The organism is Ginsengibacter hankyongi, from assembly GCF_008710285.1.
Taxonomy (GTDB): Bacteria; Bacteroidota; Bacteroidia; order Chitinophagales; family Chitinophagaceae; genus Ginsengibacter; species Ginsengibacter hankyongi.
The window spans coordinates 46,521-66,359 of sequence record NZ_VYQF01000005.1 but is presented as its reverse complement, the minus strand read 5'-3'; the positions used below and the strand labels follow the sequence as shown (position 1 = coordinate 66,359).

General features: G+C 39.3%; 16 protein-coding genes. 3 read left to right on the top strand and 13 right to left on the bottom strand.

Features of this window, described 5'->3' with window-relative positions; genetic code table 11:
- Positions 1 to 61 precede the first annotated feature (61 nt).
- Both FW778_RS16125 and FW778_RS16120 read left to right on the top strand, forming a co-directional pair.
- Entirely contained in the window at positions 62 to 535 is a 474-nt protein-coding gene (locus FW778_RS16125; RefSeq protein WP_150415852.1) for a nucleoside deaminase, read from the top strand.
- Between the two features lie 133 nt (positions 536 to 668).
- Positions 669 to 929 carry a hypothetical protein gene (locus FW778_RS16120; protein ID WP_150415851.1) on the top strand — a complete coding sequence of 87 codons (261 nt, stop codon included), beginning with the start codon at positions 669 to 671 and terminating at the stop codon, positions 927 to 929.
- Between the two features lie 3 nt (positions 930 to 932).
- Here the strand turns inward: FW778_RS16120 and FW778_RS16115 are convergent, their stop codons facing one another.
- From FW778_RS16115 to FW778_RS16090, 6 genes are all read right to left on the bottom strand, one after another.
- Positions 933 to 1,310: a response regulator transcription factor gene (locus FW778_RS16115; protein WP_150415850.1), complete on the bottom strand. Its 378-nt coding sequence runs from the start codon at positions 1,308 to 1,310 to the stop codon at positions 933 to 935.
- 379 nt (positions 1,311 to 1,689) lie between these two features.
- The gene (locus tag FW778_RS16110; RefSeq protein ID WP_150415849.1) at positions 1,690 to 2,634 is read right to left on the bottom strand and encodes a DUF5777 family beta-barrel protein; all 945 of its coding nucleotides are present in this window, start codon (positions 2,632 to 2,634) and stop codon (positions 1,690 to 1,692) included.
- Between the two features lie 12 nt (positions 2,635 to 2,646).
- On the bottom strand, positions 2,647 to 3,204 hold the full coding sequence (locus FW778_RS16105; protein WP_150415848.1) for a YceI family protein: 558 nt from the start codon (positions 3,202 to 3,204) through the stop codon (positions 2,647 to 2,649).
- A gap of 4 nt (positions 3,205 to 3,208) precedes the next feature.
- Positions 3,209 to 3,646, bottom strand: coding sequence for an OB-fold protein (locus tag FW778_RS16100; protein WP_150415847.1), 438 nt, complete (start codon positions 3,644 to 3,646; stop codon positions 3,209 to 3,211).
- A gap of 347 nt (positions 3,647 to 3,993) precedes the next feature.
- Positions 3,994 to 4,584 (bottom strand): ABC transporter permease, encoded by a 591-nt coding sequence (locus tag FW778_RS16095; protein WP_150415846.1) that lies wholly within the window; start codon positions 4,582 to 4,584, stop codon positions 3,994 to 3,996.
- A gap of 55 nt (positions 4,585 to 4,639) precedes the next feature.
- Positions 4,640 to 7,027 carry an ABC transporter permease gene (locus FW778_RS16090; RefSeq protein ID WP_150415845.1) on the bottom strand — a complete coding sequence of 796 codons (2,388 nt, stop codon included), beginning with the start codon at positions 7,025 to 7,027 and terminating at the stop codon, positions 4,640 to 4,642.
- Positions 7,028 to 7,708: 681 nt separating this feature from the next.
- Here FW778_RS16090 and FW778_RS16085 point away from each other — a divergent pair.
- Complete coding sequence (locus FW778_RS16085) at positions 7,709 to 8,401, top strand: 3-keto-disaccharide hydrolase (protein ID WP_150415844.1); 693 nt, start codon at positions 7,709 to 7,711, stop codon at positions 8,399 to 8,401.
- Between the two features lie 169 nt (positions 8,402 to 8,570).
- Here the strand turns inward: FW778_RS16085 and FW778_RS16080 are convergent, their stop codons facing one another.
- The 7 genes from FW778_RS16080 to FW778_RS16050 form a co-directional block, all read right to left on the bottom strand.
- The gene (locus FW778_RS16080; RefSeq protein ID WP_150415843.1) at positions 8,571 to 9,305 is read right to left on the bottom strand and encodes a rhomboid family intramembrane serine protease; all 735 of its coding nucleotides are present in this window, start codon (positions 9,303 to 9,305) and stop codon (positions 8,571 to 8,573) included.
- 690 nt (positions 9,306 to 9,995) lie between these two features.
- On the bottom strand, positions 9,996 to 10,805 hold the full coding sequence (locus tag FW778_RS16075; RefSeq protein ID WP_150415842.1) for a glycoside hydrolase family 16 protein: 810 nt from the start codon (positions 10,803 to 10,805) through the stop codon (positions 9,996 to 9,998).
- Positions 10,806 to 10,843: 38 nt separating this feature from the next.
- The gene (locus FW778_RS16070) at positions 10,844 to 11,866 is read right to left on the bottom strand and encodes a family 16 glycosylhydrolase (RefSeq protein ID WP_202552301.1); all 1,023 of its coding nucleotides are present in this window, start codon (positions 11,864 to 11,866) and stop codon (positions 10,844 to 10,846) included.
- A 58-nt stretch (positions 11,867 to 11,924) separates the two neighbouring features.
- Positions 11,925 to 12,821: a PKD domain-containing protein gene (locus FW778_RS16065; RefSeq protein WP_150415841.1), complete on the bottom strand. Its 897-nt coding sequence runs from the start codon at positions 12,819 to 12,821 to the stop codon at positions 11,925 to 11,927.
- Positions 12,822 to 12,841: 20 nt separating this feature from the next.
- Complete coding sequence (locus FW778_RS16060; RefSeq protein WP_150415840.1) at positions 12,842 to 14,953, bottom strand: hypothetical protein; 2,112 nt, start codon at positions 14,951 to 14,953, stop codon at positions 12,842 to 12,844.
- 23 nt (positions 14,954 to 14,976) lie between these two features.
- Positions 14,977 to 16,509: a RagB/SusD family nutrient uptake outer membrane protein gene (locus tag FW778_RS16055; RefSeq protein ID WP_150415839.1), complete on the bottom strand. Its 1,533-nt coding sequence runs from the start codon at positions 16,507 to 16,509 to the stop codon at positions 14,977 to 14,979.
- Positions 16,510 to 16,532: 23 nt separating this feature from the next.
- The gene (locus FW778_RS16050) at positions 16,533 to 19,658 is read right to left on the bottom strand and encodes a SusC/RagA family TonB-linked outer membrane protein (RefSeq protein ID WP_150415838.1); all 3,126 of its coding nucleotides are present in this window, start codon (positions 19,656 to 19,658) and stop codon (positions 16,533 to 16,535) included.
- Positions 19,659 to 19,839: the final 181 nt, after the last annotated feature.

The following is a 19,839-nucleotide window of genomic DNA, read 5'->3' as shown; positions in this document are numbered from 1 at the left end:
CGAACTGATAAAGTTAAATAACTCATGAAACGGAATTAACTTTATAACAGAAGAAAAGCGTATGACAAGAGAAGAACAATTTATGATGGAAGCAATAGCGCTTTCAAAAAAAGCAATTGAAAATAATGAAGGCGGCCCTTTCGGTTGCGTTATTGTAAAAGACAACAAAATTGTAGGCCGCGGAAATAATAGAGTGCTCTTCGACAACGATCCCACTTCGCATGCAGAGGTTGTCGCTATTAGAGATGCCTGCAAGAACCTCGGGACCTTTCAACTGGACGACTGCGAAGTATATACGTCCTGTGAGCCTTGCCCCATGTGCCTTGGAGCTATTTATTGGGCACGGCCTAAAATTGTGTATTATGCAAACACCAGGAACGATGCAGCAGCAATTGGGTTTGATGATTCGATGATATATGATGAAATGAACATAGAACCGGATAATAGAAAAATTCCGCTTACCAACTTATGCAGGACAGATGCCGGCAAAATTTTTGAGCACTGGTTTAAAAAAAAGGATAAAACTCTTTATTAATTTATACCGGAGACGCAAAATACTTTCCATTTTTTAGATGCCTTCTCGAAATTATAATGTTGGAAATTAAATTCTACAAAGGTGAAATAAAGAGCCTTAGTTATTTTTATTATGAAAGCGATAAATTTGTGCAATGTCAACATGTAACTTTTCTATACCATTTTCAGGTCCGGCCGAAACTGTTTTGGCAAAAGCAAAGGCCGCAGTCGAAAGTCAAAACGGGGATTTCAGCGGCGATGTCAATTCAGGGAGTTTTCAAGTGTCAGTTTTTGGTAATGTAATAAGAGGCAATTATAACGTTTCCGCACAAACGCTAAATCTACTGATAACTGATAAGCCGTTCCTGGTACCTTGCAGCACTATTGAAAGTTTCTTAAAATCTAAGATTTCTTAAAATTCAGGCAGATACGCCTTTCATTGATAATACTGAGTGAACCTTCTGTATTAGATCGCCAACTTCGAAAGGTTTTGCAATAAAATCATCAGCGCCATAATCATGAATGGCGCTTTCAGCTATACGCGGAAAAGCAGAAAAGAGAAGGATTGGGATGTGTTTAGTATAAGGCGAAGCTTTTAGTCGCTGACATACATCGAGCCCATCAATTCCTGACAGAAAAACGTCCAATAAAATTAATTGTGGCTCATAAACCTTCATTGAACAATTTGCAGCTTCCCAATCTGAAAAGATAGATACGTCGAATCCCCTTTTTAATAAAAGTGATTTTACCACTTTAAGCAGGTCCATATCATCATCAATTACGTAAATGCGGGGCATATATTCTATCTATCAAAAAGTATGCAGAATTTTGTAATAAATAAGGACGCCTGGTAAAAAATAATTAAACTTAGGATGCTTTTTAATCCTCATATTAAAATTTGAATATAATATTATTGTTAATTTAAATTTCATTTAAAAAATAAGAAATACTTATGACAAAGTATCGGGGGTGCACAGCTACATTATAACGGATCTCTATTCTTTTTATCAACAAAATCAAAAAGAATGTATGCAACTTTAAATAACCAGAAAGTATAGCCAGGAAAGAAATATCAAGAATGCTAATCACTACGTCTGATACAATTAGCTTTCTGAAATTTTTCTTTTCATCTGTAATGAGTATCCTAAAAATATTTTTTATAATATTTCTCAATAGCTATTTATGTTTTTTCCCCAACTGAAATACTCTTGAAATGTTAAATCCAAACAAAGCGTCGGCATTATCCCATCTGCCAGGGGTTTCTGTTATGAATTGTTTTTCCGTTAGTCCAAACGAATTGGAAAAAAGTAATTCAAACACATGGCCTCCTGTGCCAATGTTTATTCCAAAAGATAAAACGTTGTGTGCCCCGGGTGCTTTCATATCGGGTAGCTGGTAATAATATTCAGCATTAAAGTTTATCCTTTTAGAAAGTTTTTGACGACCTGCAATGCCTATGGCGAATATGTCGTGCTTGTTATGAAGGAACGAAATATTATCTGCATGAACGAACGTTGGCATTAGCTGCAGAGCAAATCCTTCAGAAAATTTCCTGGCAGCCAGTAGTTGCAATACATAAGATGCCCTGTCAATTTTTGTAGTAGGATCGGGCTTCACAGCCGGATCAATTTGTGAAGGCTTCAGTGTACTGATAGCAACTGTGGAAGCAAAAGAAACAGTTACCGGTGATTTTATCGCTCCTGTTGATTGCCGCAATAACCTGAGTTTAAAAAAGGCGTCATAAGTTTTATTATACCCGCTATGTGCAACACCAATCATAAAATTATTGGTAATGCCATACTCGAAACCAATCTTAACATTGAAGGGCGAATAATCCAATCCAAAGAAGTTATAAAGACCACTACTAAGCGGCCCGAAGCGGTGAAGTATCCTTACATCTAAAACTCGTGCAGGAAGATTCTCCACCGATTGGCCGTCAATAACGTGCGTATATTTAAAGGTAGCTGCAGCATAATTAGTTTCATTCTTTGCTTCCTGTGTTTCCAATTGGCTCATAAGGGTGGCGTCACTCCCGGCGATCCTAGTTGTATCCTGTGCACCGGTCTTGTTATATATGTTCAACAGTGCGGTTGTCAGCAATAAAAATTTTATTAAACTCATACCTGGTTATTTTTATAATTTTTTTTCGTAATTACAGCTAACGGTAACCGTTATGTCTTTGGCAATTTTATCCGTTACTATTGTGGGTATTTTTATGTTATAATCCGTCAACAGTACTTTGAAGGATGCAGTTGCGGAAATATTTCCGTTTTTTATAATTAGATCTCCGGTGGTGGTGATATTTTTTGTTACACCATGTATCGTTAAATCGCCCTTAACATGCACATGATAATTTCCGTCGTTGTTTAAATTGATGGTGCCAATGTCAGTGATAATTCCTTTAAAGGTTGATTTTGGATATTTGTCGCTCTCCATATAATTTTCATTAAAATCCTCCTGCATTTTCGCTTTTGGAAAGAAAAAGGCATTATTAAGCAATGAAAATTGAAGAGCGCCCGTTTCCATATTAACAACACTCAACACCTGGTTATTATCCGCAGAAATATTTTCAAGACCGGTTTTTGAGAAGAAGGATATTCTCCCATTTTTGGTAAAGTATAGCTGGCCATAAGAGTTGCAATAGCTACAACAAAATATTATAAACAATAAAATAATAATTCCTCTTTTCATATTTTTATATTGACGGATAGCATCGTATTAAGAAAACATCTCCAGGTATGCCCATTTCCCTGTCTCCGCCGATGTAGCCACTGCAGATACCTTTGATAACAACCCTATCGCCTGGTTTTATTTTATTGCGGTTTTGTTCCATAGTACAATTCACTGAAGCGCCTGGCACCGATGTTTTCAAAAGAACTACTTGTTGCCGCTGTTGGTTCATCGAAACTTCCTGCACTACTCCTGAGACCTCGACAACCTTATCCAGGAAAGCAGATTTAGCTTTTGCGGAATCACTCATGAAACTACTGTACAATGCAATGGCGTCGGTCGTAACTGCGTCAGCATCCTTTACATTGACGTGGGGTTTATTCCATAGCAGGAAGCCAATCACAAAAGCGAATAATGCAAATGCAATGAGAATAAAGAGAATAGTTCTGCCTTTCTTTCGCATACAAGTGTTTCAGAAGTAAATCGGGAGTTCTGGCCTAAAGGTTGCCGGAAAGGATTCAAGTTCAAACGGTGAAATATTTTTATCAACGCAATGGATTATCTGTTCTTACTAAAAAAATTATAGGATTGACTGTAATTAGAAAGATTTTTATTGCTCAAAGAAAAACTTCTCAATCGTTAATCCGTTAATGGATAAATCCAGGATTTTTTTTGAAGTTAATGTTGCGTATCCTAACGAATTAATCAAAATTACTTTTGTTTAACAAACGTAATGATCCGTCTCAAAAAACATGAAAGTCCACGAACATTTAACTCTCTACCATTTTTTGCATTATGATAAACCTTCCGTCAACCTACATTACAAAATTTCTCATCACTTCGTCCTGATTTTAATGGCATAGCGCGTTGCATGCATTCAGCATTTTGTTCAATCTTGTTAGAAACATAATTCTCCTTTTCATCACCAAAAAATTTAGTTGTCGTTTTTTGTGTGAGTACGATAGAATGTAACTGTGAAAAAGCGCTTTCTGCATTGCCCTGAGCAAATGGCAAAGTAAACATGCTGAAAAAAGAAGGTTCTACATATTTCCCTGAAGCATTCACTGCTTTATCGCCCATGGTAAATAAAAATGAAGTACCTCCCTCAGTTATGCGGCAGGTGTTTGCAATGCCGGGTATATTCGCCTGCAATGCAGCAGCCATCGGCCCAGCGGTTGAAGAATGTGTGAATACGCCATCATCAACTCTATCATTTGTTTTTACAAGATAGATGCGGCTTTTATTTGCATTATTGCCATCAAAATTCATTTCATCTTCTACCCATAAAAATATAAAGCCTGCGCACGCAATACCGATAGCTAAACCAAAGATGTTGAGAAAACTATATCCTCTATTTTTAGAAAGGTTACGGAGGGCTGTTTTTAAAAAATTCTTAACCATTATCTTTATTATTATAATTTAAGCCTGTTCTGTATTTTGCGTTTATACTTACACGTTATTCATTTCTCAAACCATTCACCGGATTCGCAACCGCTGCTTTTATTGCCTGGAAACTCACCGTTGCCAATGCAATTATAATGGATAATAATCCTGCCACTGCAAATATTCCCCATCCAATATTTATTCTATAAGTGTAATCCTGCAGCCATTTGTTCATAGCATAGTATGCAATAGGAATAGCAATAACAATGGAAACAATTACGAGCTTTACAAAATCGAACGATAATAATTTCGCAATATTTGTAACGGATGCGCCCAACACTTTTCGTAACCCAATTTCTTTTACCCGGCTTTCAGCAATGTAGGCAGATAAACCAAATAAACCAAGGCATGAAATGAAAATAGCTAAACCTGCAAACAAGCCTGCCATTGTTTTTGTGCGTTGTTCATTATCAAACTGAGCAGCATATTGCTGGTCAACAAATTTGTAATCGAACGGATAAGCAGGATTATATTTTTTAAAAATCAACTCTGTTTTCGCAAGTGCATTCGCCGTTGACAGTGCAGGATTAAATTTAATGTGCATTGCAGTAAACCAGGCACGCGGACCTTGTATTACCGTTGGCGGAACTTCATCGTAAGGCGAGCCAATAATATAATCTTTCACCACACCAACTACATGCAAAGTGGTATGATAGAAAGGTTCAAGAATAGTTTGACCAATCGGATCTTTAAAACCCATCAACTTAACCGCAGTTTCATTCAGCACAACTGAATTGCTATCTGCCGGATATTTATAAATATCAATATCTCTTCCTGCAATTAAATGCAATCCTGCAGTCTTTATCCAATCCGCATCTGCACTATATAAAGTAATGGTTGTGTTGGTGTCTGCAGAATTTTCATTTTGCCACCGTAAACCCCACGTATGGGCTCCACCTTCTGTTATTCCCCCCATATTTTTTGTTACGGAAGATGCTATGCCTTCATCTAATAAATCCTGTTTTATTAACGCATAATTTTTCTCGATATCGCCAGCAAAATTTACCTGTACCAAATTGTTATTTGAATAGCCTTTGTCCCTGTCTTTTGCATACACAATTTGGTTACGAATTATTATGGTTGATATGATTAGGATAATAGCAAACGTAAATTGAACTACGACTAAAATTTTTCTGGGCGATATAACGGTATTAATTTTTTTGAACTGCTTTTTAAATATGCTAACCGGTTTAAACGAGGAAAGATAAAAGGCCGGGTAACTTCCCGCTAATAAACTTGTGATTATAATAAAACCGAATGCAATAAGCCAGAAATAAAAATTATTATATGGAATGGAAAGCTGTGTATCGATAAGTGTATCAAATGAAGGTAATACAAGTTGTACAATCACTAAAGCAATTGCCCCCGAGATACATGCAGTTAAAAAGGCTTCCACAATAAACTGGCCAATCAGTAAACTTCTGCCCGCACCTATCACTTTTCGAATGCCGACTTCTTTTGCACGTTTTTCACTTCTCGCCGTGCTTAGATTTATAAAATTGATGCAGGCTATTAATAAAATGAATGCTGCAATAATGGCAAACACGCGAACTGTTTCAATGCGCCCACCGACCGATTTGCCATCTTTAAATTCAGAATAAAGATACCACCTGTTTAAGGAAAAAAGAAAATGTGTCCATACATCATTGCGGCCGGTATAACGCCTGGTGATATCGCTGATTTTTTTGTTCAGTGCGGCTACATTCATATTTGGTTTTAATAATACAAACGTCGACGTATTATTACTAAGCCATCTTTCAGTTTCATTTGCATAGCCATCAATTTGCGTATCACGGAAAGACCATGGCAGCAGGTAATCGAACTGGAAGCGTGTGTTTACCGGTGGGTTTTTTAATATACCTGTTACCGTGAAATTATCTGTGTTTTCTGTTTTAATAATTTTTCCTACCGGATCATCATCCCCAAATAATTTTTTTGCAAGATCCTGGGTAATAATAATGCTATGGCTATTTCTAAACGGCGCCGTTGCATTGCCTTTAATCAACGGAAAACTAAACATTTGCAAAAAAGAAGTGTCAACAATAAAACCGTGAGTAGCCGTAAGGCTTTTATTATTGGCAGATAAAAGCCAGTTTCTTAGATCCCACACACGCGTAAATGCAGCGATCTCAGGATAATTTTGTTTCAAAGCAGGACCAAGTGGTTGTGAAGTCGCATTTACTGCTCTTGAATGCCCGTCTGTATTACTTGTTAGAGTATACACTTCATATAAATTGTTTCTGTTTGTATGGAATTTATCAAAACTTATTTCATTTTGCAGCCACATCATAATAAGTATTGCGCCAGCCATACCAATGGCAAGCCCCGTAATATTTATGAAGGAAAAACCTTTGCCTCGTAATAAATTGCGCCATGCAGTTTTGAAATAATTTTTAAACATGGTCTCAACTGGGATTATATGATTGATTGAGTTTATTGATTTTTTTATTCATTACAGTTCCGGAATGGATGTTTATTGTCCTTGCTAAGATTCCCGAATGTTGTTTTGAAAATTTTAAACATGATGGATTAAATTAAGTGGATTAAAATATCCCGGACAAAAATAACCCCATAAAACATTTTCAACCTTCATACCAATCCCATATCGCTTTGATATTTAATATTTAAGAAAAGAAATTTTAATTTTCACTGTTCGGAAACGAACACTCATTTTTATAAAGCGGACAATATAGTTGTAAAAGCTTCATTGTCCTGCATTGTAAGCACCTTTATTCAAAACAACGGAAAAGAATTTCCCTACATACGCCGGGAAGAAATCAATCGACTAAAGCAAGGAAAGAATTTGAAATTGACTTTAAACTTATAAAGCAGAATATTGCAAAATAAAAAAATCAGAAGAAATCATGCAATTGGCTGAAAAATAAATATGCTTCATTGTCAGAGCCTTCAAAGAGTCGACTTTGGTGGATATATGTCTTAATTCAAAAGACACTTCAAGCATTATCAATTTCATATATTTTATAAATGACTGCTTCGCCACCAATTCTTTTAAAATTTACAATTACATTTGACATCAAAGTTTATGTTCTCACGAAAATTTATTCTTAAACTTATTTGTTTTATGAAAATCACTAAGCTTTTTGTTATAGTCGCTCTATGTTTATTTACATTGCCTTCATTTTCACAGGATACTGCCTATATTCGCCCCGATGCTTCAGGTAGCGGATGGGTAACCATGTTTAATAAAGGCCTTACCAATGCTGTGTTTCCAGCTGGTGTCTGGAGCGACTCCAGCGGTATATTTACTGCAACGAAAGATGAAGCCCTTTGGAGTAAAGATGAATATGATGATTTTGTTTTGGACCTTGACTTTATGAATGCTGAGGGTACCAATAGCGGTGTAATGGTACATGCAACCGATACAAAGGATTGGATTCCCCACTCAGTGGAAATTCAAATAGCAGATGATTATTCCAAAGAATGGAGCAGTGTGTCGCCTACCTGGCAGTGTGCTGCTATATTTGGCCACCAGGCTGCTACCAATAAAACCTTACATAAGGCCGGGGAATGGAATCATTTTACCATTACTTGTCGCGGAAGAAAAATATGGGTAGTCCTTAACGGTACCCTGGTTAATACCTGCGACATGAGTCTTTTCACTTCCGCAAAAATCAATCCTGATGGTTCTGAGATACCTTCATGGTTAAGCAATCCTATGGCCACATTGCCGTTGCATGGCCACGTAGGCTTCCAGGGGAAACATGCCGGTGCTCCTATTTATTTTAAGAATATAAAAATTAAGAGATTAAGTTAATGGCTCGTGTATTTCCATTGCGCCACTTATAATTAAAGGACATAAAAACATTTCCTTAATCACACCGGGAATTTTTAATTAAGGTCGTATATCGATAACGCATATACGAAGTTACCTACGCACCCGGGATCATTAAAATCTTTCTGGTTAATAATTGGCCCGTTGGATATCACAGTCTTCGTTCAGGAATAAATTTTTTTACCAGCAGCATTCCGGCAAAAAAACCACCTATGTGAGCCGCATAGGCAATACCGGTTACTTCGCTGCTGCCGAGATAGCCGGTACCGCTGGCTACCTGCAACAATATCCATAAACCAAGAACGACAAATGCCGGCACAGTTACAAAAAATATGAGCAGCAATACAGTGACCCGCCTTGTTGGAAATAGCAATAAATAACCGCCCATTACCGCCGAGATAGCACCCGATGCCCCGATACTGGGCGTAAGAAGATTTTCGCCAAAAAGAAAACTCGAAAGCACATGCGTTAGTGATGCAATAACACCGCATAACAGGTAAAAGAAAAAATAATTTACATGCCCCATCTTATCTTCCAGGTTATCACCAAATATCCAGAGGTATAACATATTGCCGGCAAGATGCGCAAGCCCTCCATGCAGGAACATAGAGGTGATTAAAGTGAACCACACGGGAATGGGAGTAATGCCCAGCCCGGGTGAGACTATCTGCTGGCCCGTGGCAGGATCATACGCATAAGTGGCTGCGCTAACTAAATCATGTCCGGTTAATATTTCGCCGGGAACTGTTGCAAAGCTATAAGTGAAACCCAGGTTGTGCCCGAAGGCCTGGTACATGATGAACACATAAATATTTATGGCAATAAAAAAATAATTTACCACCGGGAAAGTTCTCCTGTCTGAATCATCATCAAATAACGGGATCATGGTGCCTTTTTAATTATGCTATAATAATACAAAATATACATCAGTGCGCATGGAGAATCATGGAGAATCATAAGGAAGAATAAAAATCGTTGTTCAACGTACTTTGTAAGCAATGGTGTCGTCTTTTGAAAAAAAAAGCAAACCTTAAGCAGTAAACTCTTTGATCTACTAAAAAAGGTTAATGCTTACTTTATCGTGCAGACTTATACGCTAGTATGCATACATCTTAATAATTTGCTTTTTTTGGTGTGCAAAAAAGATATCCATTTACTTATCTTTACTTTAGAATGTTATCCTTTAAATAGATAAGACATTTACTAGAGTAATTCGTGGAGTAGCAATATTTGTAGTTCTTAAGTGATTGATTTCTATATTATAATAGCGATGGTTCAAATCCCTTCTGCCTTCGCTAAAAACAACTTATCGATTATCAAACCTTTAAATTGTAAGTTTTGAAGGCTTTTTGTAATGGCAGCGGTACTTCAATTAAATAATTCTGGACACGTTATAGGCCAAGGTATCCGCTTATCAAATCCTTTCCGCGTCAGTAAGTGAAAGGTTTATTTAGGTGTTTGTGTTTCGGCTGCGCGTATAGCAATTAACGATGCCGCACCAGACCTGATTTTAATCCGCCAAACAAATTTCCCGAACGAGGTTAATATCGATTGATAAATATGGTTACGAAGGCATTCATTTGTATATCCTCACATAGTCTATTAACATTGAATCCGTGGTAAATGCAGGATCAACATTTCCACCAAATTCTCCACCTACTGCAATATTGAATATAACAAAGAAATCATGGTCAAAGGGCAGGCGTTTATTATTGGCCGTTACAAAATAAGGAACATCATCAACAGATATCTTAATAGAATCTGCAAACCAGTCGAGTGTGTATTTATGAAAGGCGGTTGTAGCATCTGAAATCATTTTTGTGCTTCCATTTCCGCTTCCGGGTAACCCGGGGTAATGCAATGTACCGTAAATCTTGTTTAATTCACTTCCTCTTTGCTCCGCAATATCTATCTCACCACAAGCCGGCCAGTTAACCGTTCCAATATTACTACCCAATAGCCACAAAGCCGGCCATGTTCCAACTGCAGCCGGAAATTTGGCCCTGATATTAACTTTACCATAAGTGAAAGAGAATTTATCTTTCGAGAGTAACCTCGCCGACGTGTATGCCTGCCCGTTATAATTTTCTTTACGGGCCGTAAGTTTCAGGCACCCATTTTTTACAATAGCATTTTCGGGACGGCTTGTATAATATTCCAATTCGTGGTTGCCCCATCCATCGGAACCGTTTCCAATATCATATCCCCATTTTGCGGGGTCTGGCGTGCCATCCGTATTAAACTCATCTGACCAAACCAGCGTTGTGTCACTGAAGGACGTAGTAGACTTAGCGGCAGATGATTGTTTGTGAAACGTTGCATTTTTCAGGGAGCTTGTCATAATAAAAAAACATAACAGCCCTGCATTTAAGTAATACTTGATCATCTGTTGATTTTCTTTTAAAATTTGATACTTTCTTTTGTCTATTGATAAACTCTTACATAATCTATTTCCATCTTGTCTGTTGTGAAAGCCGGATCTATGGTACCGCCAAAATTCCCGCCCATTGCTACATTCAAAATAATAAAGAAATTTTGATTGAAGGGCAAAGTGTTGGTGTTTGTCAAAGTATAAAATACAACATCATCTACTAACAGTTTGACAGAGCCAGGCGTCCAAATAGCTGAATATTTATGAAATGCGGCACTGGCGGACGGTAAATTTGTTGTGGCGCCATCACCATAGGGATTGACCTGAGTCGGATAATGCAAAGTTCCGTAAATCGTGTTTTTCTGATTACCATTTTGTTCCATAATGTCCATCTCCCCGCAAGCCGGCCATGAAACGGTGGAAATATTATTTCCCAACATCCAGATAGCAGGCCATGTACCAATCCCCGCAGGCAATTTCGCCATTACTTCAATTTTTCCATATTTAAATGAATATAATCCCTGCGTCAGCATTCTTGCAGACGTGTATGCGCTGCCGTTATACGACTCCTTATTGGCAATGATCTTTAATGTACCGTTCGAAATACTAGCATTTTCCGGCCTCGATGTATAATATTCCAGTTCATTGTTGCCCCAGCCGCCCGAGCCGGTACCAATATCGTATTTCCACTTCGTCGGGTCAGGTGCGCCGGGCGTATTAAATTCATCTGACCATACTAAATTCAGTTTAACCCCTACCGTGACAGTAACACTCTTTGATTTTGATTGTCCACCGGTACCGGATGCAACTACATTCACAGTATAATTCCCCGAAGCTGCATACTTGCATGTAACCTTTCCATCAGTAACGGATTGAAGTGTGCCATCGCCAAAATCAAAATTATAGCCGATTGCGTTTGCGGCAGACGCAGTAAAGGAAACATCACCGCTGCTATCTGTATTCACTATTGCATTGATACTAACGTCGCCCAGCGTTGGATTTCCGCTGTCGCCTGATTTGCCTTTACTGCAGGATACAAAAACCAGCATTAAAAAAGTAATACCTAAATTTTTCACGGCATTTTATTGAAAAAAATTATAACAACAGTATGATTGATGATAGTACAATTTTTTATTAATTCGCTTTCAAAATCTGGTACCAGGCATTTCCATCGCTGCCAATATTCCTCAATACCATAACTCTTGACGACAGGTACAAAACTTCATAGGTGGTTGCCCCGGTACCAAAGCCTACAAGGCCATTGCCCGGAACTGTTATTTGTATCCCCGTTGAATTAGAACTATTAGCGCCGCTAAAATCATCAGTTCCTAAAGTCAGCGTTTGTGCGCCACCGGTAGTAACGGGATAACATCCATCACCGCCAGACTGACCATAAAATGCGGTAGCTGCACCAATAAGGAAAGAGGAACCCTGGTTATCTACACTTACAGAAATATTATTAGTGGCTACGTGGGTAAAGGTAACCGTTGTACCATACGCACAAGGAGGCTTTTCATTAGGCCCCGATTTGTACCAGTCAGACGTAAAAGTAGTAATTGGCCCAACCCCAAAATTACCGGCACTGTCTTTAGCTATCTTCCAACTACGCGAAGAACCGTTGGTTAATGCGTTGTCAATGGCTGCGGGTATGGGAAAAAGATAATACACCTTTATTTGTTTGCTTAAAGAAGATGTAGCCCCACCGGTGCCAATAGCATTCACCGTTATGGTGTATGTGTTGGTATCAAGAATCGTATACTTATATGTGGTAATACCGGAAGAAGTAAGTACTGAATCACCATTGCCGAAATAAATTTTATAAGTAATGGCGTTAGTTGCCGTAGCAGTGATAGTGACATTGCCAGATCCATCTCCGGCCGGGCTGGAAGCACTAGCCCCCTGGATGTCCGCCGTTATTGAAATTTCGGAAGGCGTCTTAATATTGCCGAAAGAATATTCTGTTTTCTTACAGGAAGAAAAACACACAATTGCCGGCAGAATAATGATAATTGATTTTATGTTATTGATCATGATCAAATTATTTTAGATAGTTATAGAAATTTAACATCATCCCAATAATACACCCTTCCGTCCCCGGTATTACCAAAATCAAAGAAGATAGATGCTTTATCATAAGTAAATGAAGGATTCCAGGAAGCCGTACCACTTGCCGGTTGGCTAAAGTCAAACGTTAATGTTTCCCATTGATTGGCAACAGTTGTCAAAACATCCGTTTCAACAGAACGAGTCGGATCATTATGATCTTCTACTTTTAGTTTTACATCAATGCCCGCGGCAGGTGAATATACACGTACCGTCATTTTTAGTCTACCAGCTGTAAATGCAATTGGTGTTGCAAACCCGAGCGGTGTACCGATGGTAGTTCCGGCCCATGTTTGAGCCCCGGCCGGCTTTGTAGTTAACTTGACATGATTGGTGGTAACAACTGGATCAATAGCATCTACCGTTACATTGTTTCCAAAATCCGTCATCGTATAATCTATATTGGGATCCTCAAAGTTTACCGGTAAATTTATTTGTGAAGAAGGCACCGCCGCCGCCATTTGAACATCGTCCCAGTAATAAACGCGTCCGTCACCTCCCTTGCCAAAGTCGAAGAAGATGGAAGCCTTATCATACGTGAATGAGGGGTTCCAGGATGGCGTTCCGGATGCAGGGCTACTAAAGTCAAAAGTTAGCGTTTCCCATTGATTGGCCAGCGTTGTAATTGCGTCCGTCTCGACAGAATTAGCTCCATTATTATGATCTTCCACTTTTAATTTAACATCAATTCCTGCAGCAGGCGAATAAACTCTTACGGTCATTTTAGTAGCAGACGAAGTAAGCGGAATCGCACTCGAAAAACCGGCTGCGGTTCCAATAGTTGTTCCGGCCCAAACCTGGGCGCCGGAAGTTTTGGTGCTCATCATTACATGATTGGCATTGTTGGAAGGATCAGTTGTAAGCGTCGTGTTGTTGCCTCCAAAATCCGTCATTGCATAATCCACTTTTGCATCTTCAAAAGTTACCGGCAGATTAATTTGTGCAAGTGTTACCGTCGCCATCATCAAATCGTCACAATAAAAAACACCACCCGCGCCAGGATTCCCGAAGTCAAAGAATATTGAGGCTTTATCATAGTTGTATGTATAATCTATTGCGGCCGTGCCGGTGGCTTGATTCTTAAAATCGAATGTCAACATTTCCCATTGATTGGCTAAGGTAGTTTTTACATCCGTTTCCACAGAATGTGTATTATCGTTATGATCTTCAATTTTAAGCTTTACATCCAAGCCTGCAGCCGGTGAGTAAACCCTAACGGTCATTCTTGAGGTGGCAGGCGTAATTGGAATTTTTGTTGCAAAGCCGAGTGCAGTACCGATAGTGGTACCGGCCCAAACCTGCGCTCCGCCTGTTTTAACAGATTTTAAAACATTATTTCCGCTGGTTACAGGATCAGCAGCTATTGAAGACCGGTTACCGCCGAAATCAGATACGGTGTAATCGACTTTTGGATCATCGAAAGTGACCGGCAAATCAATTTGACTGGCTACCTTAATAGTATCAAGATATTCGGAGGTAGCTGCACCGCCACTCAATGCCACAACTTTCACAATAAAAGTTCCTGCAGTTGTGTAAGTGTGTGTAACGGTTTGGCCTTCCAGGAATGAGGTAAATGGAACAGGATTTATATTACTGGAATCTCCCCAATACACTTTAAACAAAGTTTCGTATAAGGCTGTAGCAGAAACAGTCACTGCTACGCTGTTAATAGCTACATTCACTTTTAAATTTTCAGGGGCTTGGAAGGCAACCGTTAGTTGCTGGGTAAAAGTGGCAGTGCCGCCCTTGATATCGTGCGCCACTACTTTTACTGTATAATCGCCTTCTACATAAATATGCTGCGTGTTTTTTCCCGCAGCAACCGATAAGAAACCCGCAGTAGCATCGCCATAATAAATGTCGTAGGAAACAGCGCCTTCGCCGTTAGGCGTAATGGTTACCAGGCCGGTATTATCGTGGGTGATATCAAACATAACGGATAGCTTAGACGAAGAAGCTGCGTTTTTTACGAATGAGGTATCGTTAAAAACATCTTTTTTGCAACTTACGCTAAAGACGATCATCAGTATTAAAAAGGAAATAATTTTATATCGTTTCATAATAGAATCTTTTAAAATGAATTTTAATAACCGGGATTTTGCGTAAGCCCTGCTACTGTAATTTCCTGTTGTGGAATAGGGAATAACTCGTTTTTACCTGCAACAAACCCTTTGATGACAGATGACGCCTGCCCGGTTCTTACCAAATCAAAAAAACGCTCTCCTTCCATAGCCAACTCCAATCTTCTTTCATTTAAGATCGCCGAATACAATGCAGCTCCCGTAGCGGTTACGTCATGGCTTGCATTATTTACCTGGAAAGCTCTCCTGCGAACCTGGTTCAGGTAGGTTTGTGCCAATGCATCATTGGGCGACGTACTTTTATTGAGCGCCTCGGCTGCCATCAAAAGCACATCGGCATACCGCATCGTACGGTAGTTGTTAGGCCAGTTTAATCCCGGGTCTCCGCCGCTTGTTGCATTCTGCCCAATGTATGGCTGGTATTTTTGATTATACAACCCAGTGTTTTTATAAGGAGCTACTTCATACTTAATATTCCAGGATGGATTGGCTGAAGCATAGGCTTCAATATCCAAACAAGTAGCTGCTTTTCGCTGATCTCCTGTAGTGTATGCGTGGTTCAGATCCTGTGTTGGTAAATTGGTACTCCATCCCGGTGCATAAGGCATTAAAGGTGATGAAGAGGTTAGATTGCGAACGCCGCACTGTTGTGACTGATAATTACCGGGACCTTGTGCAGGATCAACGCCATCGTAGGAATTTGCACCATCGCTTGAATACTGAATTTCAAAAATCGATTCAGGCCCATTTTCACCGGATTTCAAAAATATGGATGCAAAATCCGGAACTAAACTAAACGCCCCTGAACTGATGACACTTTGCAATACGGTTGCCGCTGAATCATATTTCTGCTGATACAGATATACTTTACCAAGTAATGTTTGTGCGGCATATTTGGTAGCCCGCCCTGCCTGGATTTGTGTAGTTGGCAACACGTTGATGGCAGCATTAAGATCGCTTTCAATAGCGAGGTAAACATCTGCCTTTGGCGAACGGGCTATATTTCCCGTCGCTGAAATGTCCAGTTGTTTATCCGTAAAGAGCGGCACATCGCCAAACATTTTTACGAGATCGAAATAATAAAAGGCTCTCAGAAAATATACTTCGCCATACATTGCTTCTTTACCCGAAAAATTAACTTCGTCGCCGGAAGGATTCGCAGCTTTATACTGCGTTAAATAATTAGCACGATTGATGCCTTCATATGCGTAGCGCCAAAGGTTGGCAATTGCACCATTAACAGGTGTTAAAGTATAATCATCGATCTGCTGCAAATCCAATACGTCAGACGCACTTTCGCCTCCGGCGACAGCATTATCAGAAGCGATGTCTCCAATCGGCACCAATTGATTCATCCACTGCATCGGTGTATAAACGCTTACTTCCATGGTTTGATAATCAGCAGCAGTTTTCAAATAAGATGCAGCAGTTATTAAGTAGGCATCCTGTGGTGTTTTTTGAAGGTATTTTTTGCATGATGCGGCAACCATGCTTATCACGCCAAAAACTCCCGCTATTATTATTAATTTTTTCATATCGATAATCATTTTGAGTTTTTTTAAAATTTAAGATCTATACCGAGGAAGTAAGTACGTGCCTGCGGATAAGTTCCCAGGTCAACGCCCGAGCCTAAAATACCCCCCGAAATTTCCGGATCGAAACCGGAGTATCTGGTGAGCGTAAATGCATTCTTAACTGCGGCATACACCCTGATCTTATTGAAACCGGATTTAATAATTGATTTAGGTAGCGTATATCCTAACTGTATATTTTTAAGCTTTATGAAAGAGCCGTCTTCCACATAGCGTTGAGACACTCTTGCATTATTATTTGGATCGGTAAAAGAGTAACGCGGATCTGTAGCGTTGTTAGTGGTTCCGGGGCCTGTCCATCGTGCTAAAATATTTCTGAATTTATTGGTGTAGACATCGTTTCTTTCATACGCCCTGTAAATATCATTACCATACGAAGCATAGGTGAACGCGGTGAAATCAAAGCCTTTATAGTCTAATCCCAAATTCCAGCCCATTACAAAGTTTGGGAATGGATTTCCTATTTTGGTTTCGTCCTTGCTATCAATTACGCCATCACCATTAACATCCACGTATTTGATATCGCCGGGCTGTGCGCCGCGTTGTGACGGGGCTTTTGCAATTTCGGCAGCAGTTTGAAATAAACCATCCGTTTTATAGCCATAAAAATATCCCGGCGATTGACCCTTTTCAAAAACCGTTACGGTTTGCGACTGCCCGTTAAAATAACCGCCACCGGTAATTTTTGCTGAATTATCAAAGTTGGTTGCTGTAACTAAACTGGTAGAAGATGTAAACGTTACAGATGTATTGATGCTGAAATCTTTACCGATATTATCTTTGAAATTCAGCATTGCGTCTAGCCCGGTAGTTCGGGTGGAACCAATGTTTGCCAATGGTGCAGGAATAGTACCAATAAATAAAGCCTGCGTTCCAGTAAATAAAAGATTGTTTACATCTTTCCGATAGTAATCAGCGGTGATCGAAAATCGATTGTCGAAAAAAGTAATGTCGAAGCCACCATTAAATTGGGCATCCGTTTCCCACCCTAATTGCTTAGGATTAATCTGGGAACCTATTGATGAACCCGGATAAAAAACACCGCTAAAATAATAACCGTTGCTATTGCCAATATTATTGTAAGTGCCGCCCGTAATAATTGACGACGTTTGTAAGGCTGCTCCGTTGCTGCTTCCTACAGAACCATAGCTGGCTCTAAGTTTAAGGAAATTGATAAATTTTGAATTAAAAAAATCTTCTTTCGAAACTACCCAGCCCAAAGAGCCGGAATAGAAATTACCATATTTTTCAGCATCCGTAAATTCTGAAGAACCGTCGCGTCTTACACTGAATGATGCCAGATACCTGCTTTTAAAATCGTAATTGACACGGCCGAAATAAGAAAGTGATTTAGTAAAACCTTCATAATAATAACCTGAGTTAGCTGCAGTATTGGTACTGGTGTTAACACCTGTTGCTGCCTGCAAACTTGCAAACTTCCACGAGTTAAACGGCACATCTTGTTTTGAAGCCCCGATATGATTTTGAGAACTTCGGCCCAGCCCAAACCCTGCAGTCGTTTCAAAGTGATGATCTTCCTTTATGTTGAAATTATAATTAGCAAATGTTTCCCAATTGTAATTAAAATAAAGGTTCCTGTTTGTTGAAACTGAATTATGCCTTCCTGTAACTGTTGAACCATCTGCGTTTAATGAATTATCCTGGTTTTCCAGGCCATAAAAAATCAATGGTGAAAATGAGGAACTATTATCAATATAATTAGTGTAGCCAAACCGCGAACTAAGTTTTAAACTTTTAAACAAATCATATTGCAGTTCAAATTTCCCATATTGTTTATTACCCAAATTTTTGTTGTAGGTATTTTGCAGGTCGGTTAATGGGTTATGCACTTCTTTCTTTTCCAGCGTGCTGAAACCATAAGTACCTATTGTATTGGGCACATTGTTGTAAACCGGCACCGTAGGGTCAAAGTTGAGCGCCTCACCTATTATTCCATTCCAGTTACCCTCCTGCACACCTTTGGAGCTCAATAAAACTTCCGTTGCATCTACTATAAATTTTAATTTAGGCGCCAGTTGAAAACTAATGTTTGCGGTAAAGTTGCCCCTTTTGTAGTCAGACTTATTAAATTTTGTTCCTCCTAAGATACCCACCTGGTCTGTGTATCCACCGGAAAGGAAATAGGTAATTTTTTCTGAACCGCCGCTCGCAGAAACTGCATACGATTGAACCGGGGCCGTCTGAAATACCTGGTCCTGCCAGTTAGTACCAACACCGATTTTGCTCAGATCAGGAAAAATAACACCGCCACCGGAAGTAGTGCTTCCTTCATTGATAATTGCAGCATATTCGGTCGCATTAAGCACACCAATTTTCCTGGCCACTTCCTGGCTGCCATAACTTCCTGATATAGCAAATTGTGTCTTTTGATTTTTTCTTCCTGATTTGGTCGTAACAACTATTACCCCATTACCGCCACTGATACCATATATGGCTGTTGAAGCCGCATCTTTCAAAATATTAATACTTTCAACATCAGCAGGATTTATGGAATTAAAATCATCCAGTGTTTGAATTGATCCATCTACAACCACCAAAGGATCCGACCCGCTAAAAGAGGGAATACCTCTTACAAATAGTGTAGGCTTTACACCTGGCGACCCGCTTTGAATGACGGTAACACCAGAAGCACGGCCTTGTATCGCATCCTCTACCCGTACAGCACTCACCTTATCAATGTCAGCGCTTTTAATGGTTGATATAGCGCCTGAAACATTCGTAACTTTTTGCGTACCGTAACCAATTACTACAACATCTTCCAGCGCCTTTGTTGCATCTTCCATTGATATAACAATTTCACCCGGCTTATTTACCTGATGATAAACAGTAACCTTGCCTATGTAGGTAACAATTAGTGTAGCGCCCTTTTTTGCAGAAATGGAGAAGCTGCCTTTGGAGTCGGTAGTTGCGGAAGCGGTAGATCCCTGCACAGCTATCGAAGCGCCAACCAGGGGCTCATCTGTAGTTTTATTCATTACAGTACCTGTAACAGAAATACTTTGGGCAATCGCATTTTGAAGAAAACTTCCGAAAAAAACCCCCAAACAGAGCAGAGAAATTTTTAATTTCATATAGCAATCGTTTTAGTTATTTTGAAAAATTATTAGCGTGTTCTAATGGCGTTAAAATTAGGTACAACAAATTCTATAAGTGGAAAAACAGCCACTACATTACTACATCAAAAAAAGAAAATCCCCGATAAACAGGGATTTCCGCTACTTCAATACTACATCAAACTATTATCAGATATAT

Coding starts and splice junctions, on each gene's coding strand:
- FW778_RS16100 (WP_150415847.1), bottom strand. CDS start 3,646: ATGCGAAAGAAAGGCAGAACTATTCTCTTTATTCTCATTGCATTTGCA.
- FW778_RS16085 (WP_150415844.1), top strand. CDS start 7,709: ATGAAAATCACTAAGCTTTTTGTTATAGTCGCTCTATGTTTATTTACA.
- FW778_RS16095 (WP_150415846.1), bottom strand. CDS start 4,584: ATGGTTAAGAATTTTTTAAAAACAGCCCTCCGTAACCTTTCTAAAAAT.
- FW778_RS16110 (WP_150415849.1), bottom strand. CDS start 2,634: ATGAGTTTAATAAAATTTTTATTGCTGACAACCGCACTGTTGAACATA.
- FW778_RS16050 (WP_150415838.1), bottom strand. CDS start 19,658: ATGAAATTAAAAATTTCTCTGCTCTGTTTGGGGGTTTTTTTCGGAAGT.
- FW778_RS16125 (WP_150415852.1), top strand. CDS start 62: ATGACAAGAGAAGAACAATTTATGATGGAAGCAATAGCGCTTTCAAAA.
- FW778_RS16060 (WP_150415840.1), bottom strand. CDS start 14,953: ATGAAACGATATAAAATTATTTCCTTTTTAATACTGATGATCGTCTTT.
- FW778_RS16075 (WP_150415842.1), bottom strand. CDS start 10,805: ATGATCAAGTATTACTTAAATGCAGGGCTGTTATGTTTTTTTATTATG.
- FW778_RS16115 (WP_150415850.1), bottom strand. CDS start 1,310: ATGCCCCGCATTTACGTAATTGATGATGATATGGACCTGCTTAAAGTG.
- FW778_RS16090 (WP_150415845.1), bottom strand. CDS start 7,027: ATGTTTAAAAATTATTTCAAAACTGCATGGCGCAATTTATTACGAGGC.
- FW778_RS16105 (WP_150415848.1), bottom strand. CDS start 3,204: ATGAAAAGAGGAATTATTATTTTATTGTTTATAATATTTTGTTGTAGC.
- FW778_RS16065 (WP_150415841.1), bottom strand. CDS start 12,821: ATGATCAATAACATAAAATCAATTATCATTATTCTGCCGGCAATTGTG.
- FW778_RS16080 (WP_150415843.1), bottom strand. CDS start 9,305: ATGATCCCGTTATTTGATGATGATTCAGACAGGAGAACTTTCCCGGTG.
- FW778_RS16120 (WP_150415851.1), top strand. CDS start 669: ATGTCAACATGTAACTTTTCTATACCATTTTCAGGTCCGGCCGAAACT.
- FW778_RS16055 (WP_150415839.1), bottom strand. CDS start 16,509: ATGAAAAAATTAATAATAATAGCGGGAGTTTTTGGCGTGATAAGCATG.